The following is a 16,786-nucleotide window of genomic DNA, read 5'->3' on the forward strand; positions in this document are numbered from 1 at the left end:
TCCGCCCCTCCCCCACTCCCCCACACCGCTGCCGCCACCGGCGGCCTCCCGCTGTCCGAGGTCCCCGTCACTGCTCCCGGCAGGCTCGGCCGAGACCGTGGGAAGGGCCCGGTGGCCGGCCTCAGACCGGCTTGCGCCACACGGAGATGTGCTTCGCCGAGTCCTGGGTGAACGGAGCTCCGTCCCAGTCCGCGACCCGGCGTTCCAGTTCGAGCCCGGCGATCCGCGCCATCAGGTCGAGCTCCGCCGGCCAGGCGTACCGGTGCCGGGAGTTCTCACGGCGGTAGCGGCCGTCGTCGCCGTCACGGGTGAAGTGGTGCGAGACGAGCACCTGCTCGACCAGGTCGAAGGTGTCGAAGCCGAGATGCCGCTCGGAGACGTCGAAGGGCACCGCGACCTGGCCGGGCGGCAGGAACCGCAGCGGCGGCACACCCAGCTCGATGACGAACCGGCCGCCGGGCTCCAGATGCCGTGCGGCGTTGCGGAAGCACTCGACCTGCTCGTCCTGCGTGAGCAGGTTCGTGATGGTGTTGTAGACGAGGTAGACCAGGGAGAACTGGCCGGGGACGACGGTGGTGGCCATGTCCCCCACGGTCACCGGGAGTGTCTCCTCGTCCGTCTTGCGCCGCAGCACCGCCGCCATGTGCTCGGACAGTTCGATGCCCACCACCGGCACGCCGCGTTCCCGGAGCGGGACGCCCACCCGTCCGGTTCCGATGGCGAACTCCAACGCCCGGCCGTCTCCGGCGAGCTCGGCGAGGAAGGTGAGGGTCGGTCCGAGGACGGCGGCCGAGGACGCTCCGGCCTCCTCGGCGTCGTAGCGGTCGGCGGTCTCACGGGTCCACAGTTCACTGCTCGTCACGGGTGGCCACTGTGCCGGGTGCCGAGGCGCCCTGTCGACACAATTCGGAGATCACTTCCTCGGGAGTACTTAGACTCCCGCCATGGAAACCGAACTGTCCGACGTGCTCGACGAACTGATAGAGATGCAGGAGGCGACCGACGAAGCGCAGGCCGACCTGGCCCGGCTCCAGGAGGAGCTCGGCGACTCGGCCCGGTGGACGGACGAGCAGCACGTGATCTGGCGGGACGCCTGGGAAGACGCCCGCGAACCCTGGTGGCTGCTGGATACGGCCCTGGACCACTTCGCGGAGACACTCGGGATGGACCGCGACGAGCTGGAGGCCACGGTGCGGACAGCGGCGGGCCACGTCCCGGCGGCGGGCCGGGACTGACGGCCCCGCCGGCGGTCGGGGCAGCGCGGGGGCGCGTCCGCCCGGGCGCACAGCCGCCGGCAGGCCCATCCGTCCGCCGGTTTCAGGAGGCCGGGTCCGCGGCCGCGGTGCCGCTCGCGAGTACCGGGGCCACGGCCGCCCCGACGTCCGCGTCCGGTACGGACGCCCGGCGCCGGCCGGCCAGGCGGCAGCCGAGGCAGTCCTCGTGCCCGGCGCGAGCGGCCAGGTCGCGGGACCGCAGGCCCCACTCGCCGACGGGCCGGGGCCCGGGGGCCTTGCCCCAGCCCGCGAGGTGCAGGGCCCAGGTGAGCAGGGCGGCCAGCACCAGCACCCCGAGCCCCGACCAGATGCCGGGGGCCCACCCGCACACGCCCACCCCGGTCAGGGCCGCCCCGGCCGTCGCCACGGCCGTCCCGGTCCATCCGGCGACGGTGTGGCCCTCGTCGTACCCATGTCCGCTCATCCTTGCAACCCCTTCCGACCTGCACGGATCTAAGATGTCTCAGCAAGTGAGGAATTTATCTTAGCAGCTAAGGGATTTTTCATGGAAGGCTCCCCCCGCCCCGCCGCCACCCCCGCCGAAGCGATCGGAGCGATGGACCACCTGATCGCGACGAGCATGGTCGGCCAACAGGAGTTCGCCCGGAACCTCGGGCTCAGCGCGACCGACCTGATCTGCTTCGCCTACGTCCTCGAGGCCGGCGACACCCCGGTCACCGCGGGCGACCTCGCGGCCCGGGCCCATGTCACGACCGGCGCGGTCACGGGCATCCTGAACCGTCTGGAACGCGGCGGTTTCGTGACCCGGCAGCCGGACCCCGCCGACCGGCGACGGGTGCGCGTGGTCGCGGTCCCGGCGGCCGCGGACCGCGTCCGGGCCGTCTACGAGCCGTACTACGTGCGCCTGGCCCAGCTCTTCGCCGAGTACACGCCCGACGAAGTGGCCGTCCTCGCCGACTGGTTCACGCGGGCGGGCCGACTGGCGGCCGACTACCTGGCCGAGTCCTGCGACGACTGACCGCGGAACGGGCGGGGCCTCACGGTCCGTCACAGACGCGACTTCGGCAGTGATGTCCCAGCGCGGAGCACCGTGACATGGATCACGGATCACTGCGGGGTAACGGAAGCATCACGGCCGCCTGCCGCGCCTCGCTATGTCCGCACATGCCCGATGAGCAGCGACATGCTCCGACTCCGGCGCGATGCCCGTCTCGGCATCAGGGACCGGGACGATGAAGTCGCAGGTGAAAACGGACTTTGACTGATCGTCAGAAATTGCGCGCCGGGCGCCGACCGGGCGACTTGCATGACCGCGCGCTCATTTCAAGCTCGGTGCGGCCCGGCTGACGCACGCCGAAGCGGAGCGACTTGCCATGTCCTCGTCGACTTCGAAGAATGGCGGCCCGTCCGGCGCCGGAGACCCCGGCGCCGTCGGCCTTTCGCACATCGAATGAGGTCACGCATGCACAAGCACCGCAGGACGACTCACTTCCGGAAGGCGGCCATCGCGGTCGCCGCCCTGGGCATCACGGGCATACCCACGGCCGCCATGGCCTCCCAGGAAACCCCGCCGGCCGCCCCCGCGGCGACGGCCACCACCAGCCCGACCGCCAAGGTCGTCGCGCTGGTCAACAGGGAGCGCGCCAAGGCCGGTTGCCGCCCGGTGAAGGTCAACGCGAAGCTGACCAAGGCCGCCCAGAGCCACAGCCGGGACCAGGCCCGCCACCACCGGATGTCGCACACCGGCTCCGACGGCTCCAACCCCGGCCAGCGCATCACCCGCGCCGGGTACCAGTGGCGCACCTACGGCGAGAACGTGGCCTACGGCTACAACACCCCCGCCAAGGTCATGAACGCCTGGATGCACAGCCCCGGCCACAGGGCGAACATCCTCAACTGCTCGTTCAAGGAGATAGGCGTCGGCCTCTCCGGGACCAGCCACTACTGGACCCAGAACTTCGCGACGGCCCGCTGAGGCCGCGCGACCGGCGCGGTGCCCCCGCACCGCGCCGGTCGCCCGCCTGTTCTCGTCCACTTGACGATATCGCCACCCCTCCATTATCGTCATGGTGACGAAATGAGGGGGTTCACCATGGCCGACATCACCCGGCGCTTCGGCTGGCGTCATCTGCGATCCGCGCCCACCAGTCACATCCGCCACCACAAGCGCGGCCGACTCGTCCACGACGGCCGCGGGCTCAGCTTCTGGTACCGGTCGCTGTCGGCGGCACTGTCCGAAGTTCCCGTCGACGAGCGGGAGTTGGCCATGGCGTTCCATGCCCGCACGGCCGACTTCCAGGACGTCACCGTGCAGGCCACCGTCACCTACCGGATCAGCGACCCGGCCGAGGCGGCGGACCGGCTCGACTTCTCCGTCGACCCGGACACCGGCAGCTGGCGCGGAGCCCCGCTGGAGCAGATCTCCACCCTCCTCACCGAGACCGCTCAGCAGCACACCCTGGACGTGCTGGCCCGCACTCCACTGGCCGTCGCCCTGGTCGACGGCGTCGCGGCCGTGCGGCAGAGCGTCGCCGCCGGCCTCGCCGCCGAGCCCAGACTCCCGGCCACCGGCCTCGACGTGGTGGCCGTGCGCGTCGTCGCGATCCGGCCCGAACCCGAGGTGGAGCGCGCCCTGCGGACGCCGGCCCGCGAACAGATCCAGATGGAGGCGGACCGGGCCACCTACGAGCGGCGGGCGGTCGCCGTCGAACGCGAGCGCGCGATCGCCGAGAACGAGCTGGCCAGCCAGATCGAACTGGCCCGGCGCGAGGAACAGCTGGTGGAGCAGCGGGGCATCAACTCCCGGCGCGAGGCCGAGGAGAAGGCGGCGGCCGACCGAGTACGGACCGAGGCCGAGGCGGAGCGCAAGGTCCGTCTGGCCCGCGCGGACGCCGCGGCGGCGCGCGAGACCGGCTCGGCGCGTGCGGAGGCCCAGGCCGCCTGGTTGCGGGTGCACGGCGAGACCGGCCCCGGCACGCTGTACGCCCTGGCGGCGACCCGCCTGGCGGAGAACCTGCCGCGGGTCGAAAGCATCACGCTCACCCCCGACGTCCTCACCGGGCTGATCGGCAGGCTCGGGCGACCGGGTCCCGGGGCGGACACGTGAGCCTGGCCCCCCGGGCGGTGCTCGTGCACCGCAGGACCGAGTACGAGGAACTGATCGACCGCCACGGGACGCACGGCCAGGCCGCGTTCTTCCTCTCCAGCCGGCACCGCTCGATCGACGAGGTGCTCGAGCGCCACAACCGGACCCGGCGGGCGCTGCGGGAGGTGGCCGCGGCGGTTCCGCTCACCTGGCGCAGCTCCCAGGTCGAACGGGCGGACCTGGACCGCTTCCTGTTCGCGCCGGAGGACGTGGTGGTCGTGGTCGGGCAGGACGGCCTGGTGGCCAACACCGCGAAGTACCTCTCCGGGCAGCCGGTGGTGGGCATCGACACCGACCCGGGTCGCAACCCGGGAGTCCTGGTCCGCCACCGCTGCGCCGACACGGCCGCCCTCCTGCGTGCGGCGATCGCCGGGGGGCGGACGGAAGAACTGACCATGGTCGAGGCCGTCGCCGACGACACCCAGCGCCTGCTCGCGCTGAACGAGATCTATCTGGGCCCGCCCGGCCACCAGACGGCGCGCTACCGCCTGGGCCCCGACGGCGAACAGGGCCCGGGCGAGCCCCAGGCGTCCTCCGGCGTGATCGTCGGCACCGGCACCGGGGCCACCGGCTGGCTGCGCTCCCTGTGGCTGGAACGCGGCAGCACCACCCGGCTGCCCGCGCCCTGCGACCGCCGGCTCCTGTGGTTCGTGCGTGAGGCCTGGCCGTCCCCCGCCACCGGAACCTCGAGGACCTCCGGCCATCTCGAGCGCGAGCAGGGGCTGCGGCTGACCGTGGAATCGGACCGGCTCGTGGTCTTCGGCGACGGGATGGAAGCCGATGCGCTGCAGCTGAGCTGGGGCCAGAGCGTACGGGTGGGAATCGCGGCGGCATCACTGCGCCTGCTGGCATGACCGCCCTGCCCGTCGACGTCGGGTCGACGCCGCCTGCCGGCCGGTGGGGCCTGGTCAGCCCGCCGTACCGGGGCGCACGGCCTACTCGGTACCGCGGTGGCCGGCGTTCACGCCGTCCGCCGCCTCCGCTGCGGCCCGGAGGGCTTCGGCGATCCTGGCCGCCGCCGGCGCCGCAGCCGCCAGGGCTACCCTGCGCAGCCACTCGGCCTCGGTGTCCAGGTCGGCGCTCTCCTGCACCAGGGCGTGCTCGGGGAACCTGGGCGGCAGGCCCGCCCGTTCGCACCCCGCGGCGAACAGCAGGACCGCCGCCTCGGCCGTCTCCTCCGGGCCGGGCACCCCGGCGTCGGCCGCGGCCCGGCGGGCGTCCTCCTGCTCCGCCTCGCCGACGTGGCCGGACAGGGCCATGGCGCTGTCCCGTATTTCGATGACGTAGCGGTACCGGACGAGTTCCTCGTCCTCGTGCAGCTCCTCCGGCAGCGGCAGCACGACTTCCGGGGTCGCCCCGGTGAGCAGGCGCCAGAACGGGCGGATGGCCTTCACCTGCCGCCGCAGGCGGGCCCGCCGCCGCCCCTCCGCCAGCGAGGGCCAGCACACGCTGGCCACGAGCAGCAGCAGGGTCCCGGCGAGCAGGGCCTGCGTGGTCGCCACCACCCCGCGCGCGGACGGCCCGGGCCCTCCCGCGGCCGTCGCCACCAGGTGGACCAGCCGGTGAACGACGTACACCAGGCCCAGGCAGCTGGCCAGGCCCAGCAGGCGCATCGAGGTCCGGGTCGGACCCGGCGCGGCGTGCCGCCCGTAACGCCAGCACAGCCGGATGGCGCTCACCACCCCGTACGCCACGTAGCCGAGGAAGATCATCCAATAGGCCGTCATCGCAGGGGAGTTGACGGCCGTCACCAGGTCCGCCTCGCCGTCCGGCAGCGGGGTGAGCGCGAAGGTCACCACCAGCCCCGCCTCGGCCAGGCCCAGCACGGCCCAGCGCAGGCGCGCCATCCCGTGGTGGCGCGCCCCCGTGGCCTCCCGGATGAACTCGAACAGCATCGCCATCGCGCACAACGACAGCATGTGGACGGGCAGGTTGGTGAAGCTCTCCAGCCCCACGGCGGCATCGATGACCCGGCGTACGGCGGGGATGCCGATCGTGAAGGCCACGGCCCAGATCGCCCACATCCGCCACATCAACCGGTGCTGCCGGGGCGCCGCCCGGATCCCGGGCAGCTTCCAGAAGACGAACAGCCACAGCGGTGGGACGGCGACGAAGTCGAAGAGCCTCAACGGGACCTCGGGGGTGTGGAACGGTGGGAGAAGGCGCCGATCACCCGGTTCAGGGTGTCGGCCGTGTGGGGTGCGGCGGTCGGCAGGGTCGCGGGCGCCGCGCTGAAGTGCTGCCACATCACCGAGGCGAGCAGTTCGGCCTCCTGCTCCTGCCGGGTCGTGGCCGTCGTCCTGGTGCGGCCCAGCAGGCGGGCGGCCATGGCCGGATCGAGGTCGGGGAAGAGCTGGGCGAGCATCGCCGGCTCCGGAGCGGTCGACTCGCGGTGGTCGAGCAGGATGTGGGCGAGCTCGTGCAGGATGATGTGGGTCTGGTGGGGGCGGCTGGTCACCACGTTGTAGTAGACCTGGTCCGCGGAGCCGAAGGAAACCCACATGCCGCAGACGCCGGCGCCCACGGGCATGGAGTCCGGCATCGGCAGCAGGTGCAGCGGCCGCCCGCGCTCGGCGGCGATGGCCTCGCAGAGGTGTTCCACCTGGAAGGGGTGCGGTAGTGCGAAGCGCCGGATCAGCGCCTGATATCTCCCCCTGAGGGCCCGCCAGTCTTCGCGGTCCATGCGTCTTCCGTGTCCCCTTGTGCAGCCGGACGGCCGCGCGGCTGGTCAGGCCGTGCGTGATCCATCGATCTTTACACAGGGACATGACACATTCCGGCGGCCCCCTCCCGGGGCCGCGGGGCGTCGCGGGCGCGTGGCGGCGCCGCTATGCGCTCGGCCCGCCCGCGGCGGCGCCGCCCTTCTCGATCAGGGAACGGACGGCCTCGATGCCCTGCGTCGACATGGTCGCCACGGCCGCCGCGCGCAGCGCCACCGAGCGCACGTCGTTCGCCCGCATCGCGGCGATCAGGGCGAGCTGGGCGGAGACCCGGGCCTCGACCTCGTCGTCGACGAAGTAGGCCAGCGGTACGCCGAAGAACGCGCCCAGCACGCGCAGGGTGCCCACGGTCGGATTCGGCGCCCTGCCCTTGGCCAGTGCCCACAGCCGGCCCACCGACAGCTTGGCGTCGCCGGGCCCCGCGGCCTCCTTGATGCCGTCGACGACCTCCTGCAGCGTGTACCGGCGGCCCAGGGGCTGCACGTACTCGAAGAGGTACTCGATCCGACGGGCGAGCACCTCGGCCGCCGGATCGGGCGCTTCGCCGCCTTCGCCCCCTTCGCCGCCTTCGCCGCCGGACAGTTCCGGTTCCTCTTCGCTCATGCCCTGCTCTCCTCCTGCCACTGTCCGACCCTATCCCGCGGCGCGTCGGCGGTGTGGGGGTACTCCCACACCCAATCATGGAACTGGACGGTACAGTACTTGCCCTGACGACTGGGACCGTCCAGTACCGAACCCGGGAGGTGGCATGGAAGCGAGCGAGCAGGGCCGGTCGGCGCTGAAGCACCAGGCGATCATGGAGGCGGCGACCAGCGCGTTCATGAACAAGGGCTACTCCGGCACCAGCATGGACGACATCGCCAAGCTGGCCGCGGTGTCCAAGCAGACCGTCTACAAGCACTTCTCCGACAAGGAGAAGCTGTTCGCCGAGATCGTCCTGGCCACCACCGACCGGATCGACGGCATGGTCGACCTGGTGGCCCACATCCCGGCCGACGCAGAAGCCCTGGAAGACAACCTGACCCGTCTCGCCCGCCAGTTCCTGGCCGCACTCACCCGGCCCGAGGTGCTCCAGCTCCGGCGCCTGGTCATCGCCAACGCGGACTCCTTCCCCGAACTGGGCGCCAGCTGGTACGAGCAGGGGTTCGAACGGGTCCTGGCCACCCTGGCGGGCACCTTCGAGCGCCTCGCCGACCACGGGCTGCTCCGGTGCGAGGAGCCGCTCCTGGCCGCCCACCACTTCTCCGGCCTGCTGCTGTGGATCCCCGTGAACAAGGCCATGTTCCACGGCGGCCCCCAGCACACCGAGGCCGACCTCGACCACTACGCCGCCGCCGGCGTCCGCGCCTTCCTCGCCGCCTACCGCTGACCGCCGACCGCCCGCGCTGTTCCGCCGGCGGCGGAACAGCGGCCCGACCGGACCGACGATCACTACAGTCCCGTCGTATGACCACGATGACGACGCGCACGGTCGAGTACCCGGCCGACGGTCTGACGATGATCGGGTACCTCGCCCTCCCGGCCGGAGTCGATCGCCGGCCGGCGGTGCTGCTCGGGCCGGAGGGCACGGGGCTCAGCGACGTCGAGCGCCGCCGGGCCGATGCTCTCGCCGAGCTGGGATACGTGGCGCTGGCCTTCGACCTTCACGGCGGGCGGTACCTGGGTGACCCCGAGGAGATGCTGGCCCGTTGCATGCCGCTGCTCGCCAGCCCGGACCGGATGCGGGACATCGGTCATGCGGCGCTCGACGTCTTGCGCGCCGAGCCGCGGACCGACCCCGGCCGGATCGCCGCCGTCGGCTACGGCACCGGGGGCGCCGTCGCGCTGGAGCTCGGTCGTGCCGGCGTCGACCTGCGTGCGATCGGGACGGTCAACGCGCTGACCACGGGCCGCCCGGGCGAGGCCGCGCGCATCCGCTGCCCGGTGTGGGCCGGGGTCGGGTCGGAAGACCCGATCATGTCGCTCGCGCAACGGGACGCTTTCGCCGCCGAGATGCAGGCGGCGGGCGTCGACTGGCGCCTCGTGGTCTACGGCGGCGCCCTGCACGCCTTCCACCACCCGCCGGTCGACCACCCCGTGGTCCCCGGCGTCGGCCACCACCCACTGCACGCGCGGCGGGCCTGGCACGACGTCGTCGGCCTGCTCGCCGAGTGCCTGACCCCGTAGCGGTCGACCAGCGCGGTCACGGTGCCGGCTACGCCCGGTGCGCTTCGATCCTGGCCTGCTCGCCCTGGCGCCGGGGCCGGGCCGGGATGCGCACCTCGGGCACCCGGGTCCGGCGGGCGAGCTCCATCAGGAGCAGGGCGAGTGCCGTACCGCTCGGGCCCAGGGCTTCGTTGTAGCGGCGCATGACCTCGTTCTCGCGCGCGAGTTCCGTGGCGGGCAGGCCGGCCCGGACCCGCAGGGCGACGAGTTCCGCGTGAGCGGCGGTGCGCCTGCGGACGAGTTCCATCACGGCGTCGTCGAGCTCCGCGACCTTCCGGTGCGCCTGCTCGACGGGTCCGTCCACGGGTGCAGGCATGACCGACTCCTCTCCCCGAGAGCGACGGGCGCGGGCCGGCCGTCCTGCGTCCGGCACGCTGCTTCGCCTCCAACTCCTGCATCGTAACCCCCCGTTGCGGAATTTAGGTAAGCCTTGCTTTACTACTCGCGTTCTGCCTCGGGTCGCTGACGGAGCGACGGCAAGAGGACAGCCCATCACCCCAGGGACTCACACCATGCGCACTGCGACGCCCCGGCACTACCTCATGTGCCGCCCCACGTACTTCGACGTGGTCTACTCCATCAACCCGTGGATGGACCCGGGCAAGCCGGTGGACAGGGCTCTGGCCGTGGCCCAGTGGGAGCAGCTGCGCCAGGTGTACGTGGACCTCGGCCACACGGTGGACCTGATCGAGCCCGTCGAGGGCCTGCCGGACATGGTCTTCGCCGCGAACGGGGCCACGGTGATCGACGGCCGCGCCCTCGTGGCGAGGTTCCGTGACGCGGAGCGGGTCGCGGAGGCTCCCGCGTACCGCGACTGGCTGCACGGCAACGGGTTCCCCGGGCCCAAGACCGCCGAACTGGTCAACGAGGGCGAGGGCGACTACCTCCTCGTCGGTGATCTGCTGCTGGCGGGCACCGGGTTCCGCAGCGACCCCCGCTCGCACGCGGAGGCCCAGGACTTCTTCGGCCGGCCGGTGATCAGTCTGACCCTCGTGGACCCGGAGTACTACCACCTGGACACCGCGCTGAGCGTGCTGGACGACCAGACCGTCGCCTACTACCCGCCGGCGTTCTCGGCTTCCAGCCGGGCCGTCCTGCGCCGGCTGTTCCCCGACGCGCTGATCGCCGGCGATGCCGACGCCCGCGTCTTCGGCCTCAACGCCACCTCGGACGGTCTCAACGTCGTCCTCCCGCAGGGGGCCGTGGGCCTGGCCGCGCAGCTGCGCGACCGCGGCTACCGTCCCCTGGGCGTCGACCTGTCCGAGCTGCTCAAGGCCGGCGGCAGCGTGAAGTGCTGCACGCTGGAGCTGCGCAAGGCGTCCTGACGACGCGTCGCACGACCGGCCGGACGGGCCGGGTGCCGCGCTTCTGCGCGCGGCGCCCGGCCCGTCGTGCTTCCGACCCGGTCGGTGGAGGTTCAGCGGGCCAGCGCTGCGGACTCCTCGTCCAGGGCGGAGACCTCGGGACCGTCGGAGACCGGGGCTTCCGCCGCCGGCACGAGGAACCGCGAGACGCTGCGCAGCTTCTCACGGGTCTCCTCCAGTTCGCGCTCCGGGGTGGAGTGCGCGACGATTCCGGCGCCGGCCCGCAGCCAGGTGCGGCCCTCGTGCCGGTAGACGCTGCGCAGGACGAGCGCCGCGTCGACCGTGCCGTCCGCGTCCACGGTCAGCACCGCGCCGCTGTAGAGGCCGCGGGGGCCGGACTCGGCGCGCCGGATGAGGTCGCATCCCTCGGCCTTGGGGATGCCGGACGCGGTGACGGCCGGGAACAGCGCGCCGACGGCGTCCCACGCCGTGTGCCCGTCGGCGAGGGTGCCCGAGAGCCGGGAGGCCAGGTGCTGGACGCTGCCGCGCTCCTTGATGGACATGAAGTCGTCCACGGTGACCGACTCCCGCGTGCAGACCTGCTGGAGCTCCTCGACGACCAGGCGGACGGAGGCCGCGTGCTCGAAGACCTCCTTCTCGTCCCGGTACAGCTCGGCCCGGCGGCCGGCATCGCCCTCCGGGTCCCCTTCGAGGGCACGTGTCCCCGCCAGCGGCTGGGCGACGACGTGGCCCGCCCCGCCGACGGCGGCGACGATCTCCGGGCTGAAGCCGGCGGTCTCCCAGCCGGCCAGGCGCAGGAGGAACGAACGGGCCGGATCGTTGCCGCGGCGGCCCTCCACGTAGGTGGTGGGCAGGTCGATCGGCGAGGGCACCGGCACGGCGCGGGACAGGATGACCTTGGTGAGCTTCCCCGCGCGGATCTCGTCCACGGCGGCGGAGACCGCCGCCTTGTAGGACTCCGCGTCGTGGTTGTCGACGTCCGCGAGGACGCGGTGGCTGCTGCCGACGGCACCGCCGAGGGCGGCCGCCGAGCGTACGCGCTGTTCCAGGGAGTCGAGTTCGTTCGCATCGAGGGTGCGGAGCAGGGCGCCGCCCTCCTCCAGCCGCACCTCGCGTGCCGGGACGGCCAGCACGGCCAGCGGGGCGTCGCCGGGTGTGGCGGGCAGGCCGTGCAGGGGGTAGCTGAGTTCGAAGGCCGCCCAGCCGTAGGCACGCCAGCCGTGGACGGGTACGGCGGCGAGGGCCCGGTCCAGGGCGTCGAGCACGCCGCCCTCGGCGGTGAACACCGCGGAGGTGTCCGCCGCTCCGGAGTCCTTGACGGTGAGGACGGTGCGGTCCGCGTGGACGGTGATGGTGCCGTGTTCGCCTTCGGCCCATCCGACGGCGCCTCGGTTCTCGTAGAGCACGTAGGCGTCCGCCGAGGTCTCGGACAGGGCAGCCGCGGTGCTCAGCACGTCGCCGGTCAGCGGTATCCGGCGCTCATGGTAGGCAGGGGCCTGGGTCACGACTTCTCTCTCTTTCCCGGAGTCGGTGGGTCCGGAGGGGCGTGTGGGGCCGGTGGGGCCGGTCGGGCCGGTGGGGCGGGTGGTCCCGCGGGGATCGGTGGAGGGGCTTGCAGCCCAAGCCCCGCCCGGAGCGGTGTCCGCCTCGCCCCGCAGGGTTCGGAGCACGTGGTCGACCACGGCGGGCAGGTGGTCCAGCAGGTAGAAGTGGCCACCGGGCAGGGCGTCCGGGACGGTCACCCGTGAGGCGACCTCACGCCAGCGGAGGGCGTCCCAGGCGGGCGTGGCGGGGTCGGACGCACCCCGGAGCACGCGGACCGGGGTGCTGATCCGGGGCCGGCCGAGGTCCGGTGCGTAGCGCCCGATGACCCCGAAGTCCGCCCTGCACGGCGGCAGGATCAGTTCGTGGACCGCCGGGTCGTCGAGGAGTTCGTCGGGGGTGCCGCCCAGGCCGCGCAGGTAGGCGATTATCTGCTCGTCGTCGTAGCCGGCGACCGGCGAGGGGTGTTCCAGCAGCAGGCGGGGGCTGGGGCGGCCCGAGACCACCAGGCCCACGGGCCGTGGTCCCGGCCGGAGTTCGAGCCGGCGGGTGACCTCGAAGGCGACGGACGCCCCCATGCTGTGTCCGAAGAACACGGTGGGCCGGTCCAGGCATGCGGTCACGGCCCGCGCGAGCGCGTCGGCCAGGTCGGCCATGCGGGTGATCGCGGGCTCGGCCGTCCGGCGTTCGCGCCCCGGGAGGACCACCGAGAGGACCTCCACGTCCTGGGGGACCGTACGGGCCCAGTCCCGGTAGAAGGCCGGGGCCCCGCCGGCCGGGCCGAAGCACACGATGCGTGCAGCGGCGTCCGGCCGGGGAGCGTACCGGCGGAACCAGGCTGAGGCGCCGGTGCCCGCGTGTGCGGGCGGGTGTTCAGGCATGGTCCGGGCCCGCGGGGGCGGTGCCGCTGCCGTCGCCGGCCGCCAGCTGGGCCTCGATCTCCTCGTCGGTGAGACCGTCGATCTCCAGGAAGACCTCGGCCACGGCCTCCAGCCGGCCGCGTTCCTCCTCGCGGGCGGTGAGCCTGCGGGCGAGGTCGGCCACGGTGAGGGAGGCGAGGACGTCGTGGACCGACAGGTCGTCGGTGTCGAGGGCCTCACGCAGCCGGGAGGTGATGCGCGTGGCGAGGATGGAGTCGCCTCCGAGGGCGAAGAAGTCGTCCTCCCGGCCCACGGATCCGGCGGCGAGGACGTCGGCCCAGACACGGGCGATCACGTCTTCCAGCGCGGTCCGCGCCCCGGCCTGGGCGCGGTCCGTCCCCATCCGCCCGGTGAGGAGCTCGCGCAGTGCGCGGCGGTCCGTCTTGCCGTTGGCGGTCAGCGGCATCTCGTCGAGTACGGCGAGGGTGTCGGGCAGCATGTGGGCGGGCAGGCGTTCGGCGGCCCGGGCGCGGATGTCCTCCGTGTCGGCCTCCCCGGTCCCGGTCGCGACGACGGCGCAGAGCCTCGGCGTGGGGCCGGTGCGCAGGACGAGGGCGGTGGCCTGGCGGACCGCGGGGTGCTCGGCGAGGGCTGCTTCGACCTCTCCGAGTTCGATGCGGAAGCCGCGGATCTTCACCTGGTCGTCGGCGCGTCCGAGGAACTCCAGGGTGCCGTCGGGCCAGTAGCGCGCGCGGTCGCCGGTGCGGTACCAGCGCAGTCCGTCCTGTTCGAGGAAGCGGTCCGCGGTGCGGACGGGGTCCTGGCGGTAGCCGTCGGCCACGCCCGTGCCGCCGATCCACAGTTCGCCGGCGACCCAGTCGGGGCAGTCCCGGCCCTGGACGTCGACGACGCGGCAGCGGACGTTGCGCAGGGGGGTGCCGTAGGGGACGCTCGTCCACCGGGCGGGCACCCGGCCGCCGACGGCTTCCTGGACGGTGGAGTGGATGGCGGTCTCGGTGGTGCCGCCCAGCCCGAGGAAGCGGCAGCCGGGGACCTGGGCGTGCAGGCGGACGGGCAGGTCCACGCCGACCCAGTCGCCGCCGAGGAGGACGGCGCGCAGCGTGTCGCCGGGCGGGTCCTGCTCGGCCGCGGTCAGCAGCATGTCGAGCAGGCTGGGCACGCAGTTGAGGACGGTGACGGCGTGCCGGCGTACCAGGCCCGTCCAGGCGGCGGCGTCCTTGCGGGTGGCCTCGTCGACGGTGACCACGGCGCCGCCCGCGGACAGGGGGGCGAAGACGTCGAAGACGGACAGGTCGAAGTCGAGGGCGGACAGGGCCAGGGTGCGGTCGCCGGTGCCGAGGCCGAGCCGTTCGACCAGGTCGTCGACGGTGTTGGCGGCGGCCCGGTGGGAGACCTCGACGCCCTTGGGCTCTCCGGTGGAGCCCGAGGTGAACAGGACGTACGCGACGGTGTCGGGTGCGGCGTACACCGGCTCGGGCAGCGGGTCGGGCCAGGTGGAGGCTTCGCCGAGGGCGAGGGCACCGGGCCCGGTGGTGGAGCCGAGGACGAGGGTGGCGCCCGCCCGCTCGCGTATGGACCGCGCCCGGGCGGGGGGCTGCTCGATGCCGATCGGTACGTAGTGGGCGCCGGCGGCGTGGACGCCGAGGACGGCGACGATCTGGTCGGGGCCCTTGGGGAGGCTGATCGCTACGGCGTCGCCCGGCTCGACCCCGTGGTCGCGGAGGGCTCCGGCGACGCGCAGCGCCCGGTCCGCGAGCCGGCCGTAGTCGAGGGTCGTGCCGTCGGCGGCGAGGACCGCGGGCGCGGACGGCGCTACGGCGGCCCGGGCGAAGAAGGAGTGGTGCAGGGGGTGTTGCGGGACGGGCCCGTCGGTGCGGTTCGCCGCGGCGCGTACGGCGAGCTGGGCGGGGGTGGCGAGCGGGCCGACCGGGACGTCCCAGGCGGTGCCGTCGGCGACCCGGCCGATCAGGTCGGTGAAGGCCGCGAACATGGCTTCGGCGGTGCCGTCGGGGAAGGCGTCCGACCGGACGTCCCAGTTCACGAGGAGTCCGTCGTGGAGTTCGGTGATCTGGGCGTCGAGCAGGACCTGCGGGCCCTGGGAGACGATCCACACGGGTTCGCCCAGTACGCGTTCCACTTCGGCGCCGAAGAGCTCGCCGAGGTCGAGGGCGCTGGTGAAGACGACCGGCGCGAGGACCTGCGTGCCCTGGTCGCGGGAGAGGTCCCGCAGGACCTCGACGCCCGAGTACGAGGAGTGGGCGGCCGCGGCGTGCATCCGGTCCTGGGCGTCGCGCGCCCGGTCCGCGAAGCTGCGGACGCCGGTGAGGTCGACGTCGAGGAGGACGGAGCTGGTGAAGTCGCCCACGAGGCCGTCGACGTCGGGGTGGAGCGGACGGCGGTCGAACATGGGGACGTTGAGCAGGAAGCGGGGCTCTCCGCTCCAGGCGCCGAGCACCTCGGCGAAGGCGGTGGCGGCGGCGACGGCGGGGGTGACCGCGTGCTTGCGGGCCTGTTCGGTGAGGGCGGCCCGCTGTTCGGGGGCGAGCCAGTGGTGGAGCCGGGTGACGCGATTGGCCGGGCCGCGTTCCGCTTCGGGGCGGGTCGGCAGGTCGGGCGCGCCGGGGAGTTCGCCCAGGCGCTCGCGCCACCAGGCGACGTCCTGCGGGCGCGGTGGCTGGGCGCGGCGTTCCGCGAGGTAGCGGGAGTAGGTGTAGGCGAGTTCGGGGAGCGGCTGGTCGGGGTGATCGTAGAGGTGGACCAGGTCGGCGAGCATGACGCGGAAGCTGCGTGCGTCGGCGGCCAGCATGTCCACGTCGACGTGGACCCGGGTGCGGCCGCCGGGCAGCCGGGTGAGGCGGACGTCGAAGACCTGACCCTCCGACACGTCCAGGAGTTGGTGGGAGAGTTCGTCCCGCAGCCGGTCGGCCTCCCGCTCGGCCTCCTCCTCGGTGGCGTGGCGCAGGTCGAGGACGGGGATGCGGGTGCCGCGGGTCCACGGTCCGATGACCTGCCGGCCGTCGTCGAGGATCCGCGCGCGGAGCATGGGGTGCCGTTCGGCGAGGGCGGCCACCGCCGTGCCCAGCCGGTCCGGGTCGACGCCGCTTCCCTCGAACTCGGTGTACAGGTGTGCCGCCACCGCTCCGAGGGTCTGTGATCCCCGGCCGATCCAGTACGCGTGCTGCATCAGCGCGAGCGGGAAGGGCTCCGCCCCGTCGGGAAGGCCGTCGGCCGGGGCCGGCCGGGCGGGGGCGGCTGCGGTGGTGGTGGGCTCGGCGGCGGCCACGGGCTGCGGAGCGGCGGCGGCGAGCAGGGTTCCCCATGCGGCCAGGGTCGGCCGTCGTGCCAGGTCGGCGAATCCCACGTCCATCCCGGCCCGCCGGAAGCGGTCCGCGATCCTCATCAACTTGAGCGAGTCCAGGCCCAGTTCGATGAGGTTGACCTGGTCACCGACGGGCTCGGCGTCCGAGCCGAGCAGGTCGGTGACCACACGGCGGAGGTCGTCGATCGACAACATGAAGCGGCTTCTTCCTAACGCGTCGTGTGGTGAAGGAGTCGCGGGCCTGTTTCGCGCCTTCCGGATGCCCGGGCGGAGGCGGCGGTGCCCAGTGAGGAGTGCGGTCGAAAACTGACGTCAAACAGCTTTCGCAGCAACAGACATGACCATCCTGAGCACCCTTCGCGACGGGAGGTGTGCAACGACGAGAGTTAGGTTAACCTAACCAGACTTGTTTGT

16 protein-coding genes are annotated in these 16,786 nt (G+C 73.1%); 8 read left to right on the forward strand and 8 right to left on the reverse strand.

The window, feature by feature from the left end; genetic code table 11:
• Positions 1 to 121: 121 nt before the first annotated feature.
• Positions 122 to 862, reverse strand: coding sequence for a class I SAM-dependent DNA methyltransferase (locus ACFY61_RS21885; protein ID WP_389474247.1), 741 nt, complete (start codon positions 860 to 862; stop codon positions 122 to 124).
• An 82-nt stretch (positions 863 to 944) separates the two neighbouring features.
• On the opposite strand from ACFY61_RS21885, the gene ACFY61_RS21890 reads away from it, so the two are divergent.
• On the forward strand, positions 945 to 1,235 hold the full coding sequence (locus tag ACFY61_RS21890; protein WP_389474248.1) for a hypothetical protein: 291 nt from the start codon (positions 945 to 947) through the stop codon (positions 1,233 to 1,235).
• Positions 1,236 to 1,317: 82 nt separating this feature from the next.
• Here ACFY61_RS21890 and ACFY61_RS21895 read toward each other — a convergent pair whose 3' ends face one another.
• The gene (locus ACFY61_RS21895) at positions 1,318 to 1,698 is read right to left on the reverse strand and encodes an HGxxPAAW family protein (protein WP_389474250.1); all 381 of its coding nucleotides are present in this window, start codon (positions 1,696 to 1,698) and stop codon (positions 1,318 to 1,320) included.
• 81 nt (positions 1,699 to 1,779) lie between these two features.
• Here ACFY61_RS21895 and ACFY61_RS21900 point away from each other — a divergent pair, with 81 nt between their 5' ends.
• The 4 genes from ACFY61_RS21900 to ACFY61_RS21915 all read left to right on the forward strand — a co-directional run bounded on the left by ACFY61_RS21900 (position 1,780) and on the right by ACFY61_RS21915 (position 5,234).
• The gene (locus ACFY61_RS21900; RefSeq protein ID WP_389474252.1) at positions 1,780 to 2,253 is read left to right on the forward strand and encodes a MarR family winged helix-turn-helix transcriptional regulator; all 474 of its coding nucleotides are present in this window, start codon (positions 1,780 to 1,782) and stop codon (positions 2,251 to 2,253) included.
• A gap of 444 nt (positions 2,254 to 2,697) precedes the next feature.
• Positions 2,698 to 3,210: a CAP domain-containing protein gene (locus ACFY61_RS21905; protein ID WP_389474254.1), complete on the forward strand. Its 513-nt coding sequence runs from the start codon at positions 2,698 to 2,700 to the stop codon at positions 3,208 to 3,210.
• Positions 3,211 to 3,327: 117 nt separating this feature from the next.
• Positions 3,328 to 4,341: an SPFH domain-containing protein gene (locus ACFY61_RS21910; RefSeq protein WP_389474256.1), complete on the forward strand. Its 1,014-nt coding sequence runs from the start codon at positions 3,328 to 3,330 to the stop codon at positions 4,339 to 4,341.
• Positions 4,338 to 5,234 carry a hypothetical protein gene (locus ACFY61_RS21915; RefSeq protein ID WP_389474258.1) on the forward strand — a complete coding sequence of 299 codons (897 nt, stop codon included), beginning with the start codon at positions 4,338 to 4,340 and terminating at the stop codon, positions 5,232 to 5,234. Before ACFY61_RS21910 ends, ACFY61_RS21915 begins: the two co-directional genes overlap by 4 nt.
• 81 nt (positions 5,235 to 5,315) lie before the next feature.
• On the opposite strand, the gene ACFY61_RS21920 is transcribed toward ACFY61_RS21915, so the two are convergent.
• The 3 genes from ACFY61_RS21920 to ACFY61_RS21930 form a co-directional block, all read right to left on the reverse strand.
• Positions 5,316 to 6,509, reverse strand: coding sequence for an MAB_1171c family putative transporter (locus ACFY61_RS21920; RefSeq protein ID WP_389474260.1), 1,194 nt, complete (start codon positions 6,507 to 6,509; stop codon positions 5,316 to 5,318).
• The gene (locus ACFY61_RS21925) at positions 6,506 to 7,063 is read right to left on the reverse strand and encodes a hypothetical protein (RefSeq protein ID WP_389474262.1); all 558 of its coding nucleotides are present in this window, start codon (positions 7,061 to 7,063) and stop codon (positions 6,506 to 6,508) included. Before ACFY61_RS21925 ends, ACFY61_RS21920 begins: the two co-directional genes overlap by 4 nt.
• A 145-nt stretch (positions 7,064 to 7,208) precedes the next feature.
• On the reverse strand, positions 7,209 to 7,703 hold the full coding sequence (locus tag ACFY61_RS21930; protein ID WP_389474263.1) for a hypothetical protein: 495 nt from the start codon (positions 7,701 to 7,703) through the stop codon (positions 7,209 to 7,211).
• Positions 7,704 to 7,848: 145 nt separating this feature from the next.
• Between ACFY61_RS21930 and ACFY61_RS21935 the strand changes: the two genes are divergently transcribed.
• Both ACFY61_RS21935 and ACFY61_RS21940 read left to right on the forward strand, forming a co-directional pair.
• A complete protein-coding gene (locus ACFY61_RS21935) occupies positions 7,849 to 8,469 on the forward strand; it encodes a TetR/AcrR family transcriptional regulator (protein ID WP_389474265.1) in 621 nt (206 codons plus the stop codon).
• Between the two features lie 77 nt (positions 8,470 to 8,546).
• Positions 8,547 to 9,266: a dienelactone hydrolase family protein gene (locus ACFY61_RS21940; RefSeq protein ID WP_389474267.1), complete on the forward strand. Its 720-nt coding sequence runs from the start codon at positions 8,547 to 8,549 to the stop codon at positions 9,264 to 9,266.
• A 28-nt stretch (positions 9,267 to 9,294) separates the two neighbouring features.
• Here the strand turns inward: ACFY61_RS21940 and ACFY61_RS21945 are convergent, their stop codons facing one another.
• Complete coding sequence (locus tag ACFY61_RS21945) at positions 9,295 to 9,621, reverse strand: chorismate mutase (RefSeq protein WP_389474268.1); 327 nt, start codon at positions 9,619 to 9,621, stop codon at positions 9,295 to 9,297.
• A 196-nt stretch (positions 9,622 to 9,817) separates the two neighbouring features.
• On the opposite strand from ACFY61_RS21945, the gene ddaH reads away from it, so the two are divergent.
• Positions 9,818 to 10,630 carry a dimethylargininase gene (gene ddaH / locus ACFY61_RS21950; protein WP_389474270.1) on the forward strand — a complete coding sequence of 271 codons (813 nt, stop codon included), beginning with the start codon at positions 9,818 to 9,820 and terminating at the stop codon, positions 10,628 to 10,630.
• A 92-nt stretch (positions 10,631 to 10,722) separates the two neighbouring features.
• On the opposite strand, the gene ACFY61_RS21955 is transcribed toward ddaH, so the two are convergent.
• Together ACFY61_RS21955 and ACFY61_RS21960 are read right to left on the reverse strand one after the other, a co-directional pair.
• On the reverse strand, positions 10,723 to 13,053 hold the full coding sequence (locus ACFY61_RS21955) for a salicylate synthase (RefSeq protein WP_389474271.1): 2,331 nt from the start codon (positions 13,051 to 13,053) through the stop codon (positions 10,723 to 10,725).
• Positions 13,046 to 16,567: an amino acid adenylation domain-containing protein gene (locus ACFY61_RS21960; protein ID WP_389474273.1), complete on the reverse strand. Its 3,522-nt coding sequence runs from the start codon at positions 16,565 to 16,567 to the stop codon at positions 13,046 to 13,048. Before ACFY61_RS21960 ends, ACFY61_RS21955 begins: the two co-directional genes overlap by 8 nt.
• Positions 16,568 to 16,786: the final 219 nt, after the last annotated feature.

This window comes from Streptomyces sp. NPDC012888 (genome assembly GCF_042900645.1).
Lineage (GTDB): Bacteria > Actinomycetota > Actinomycetes > Streptomycetales > Streptomycetaceae > Streptomyces.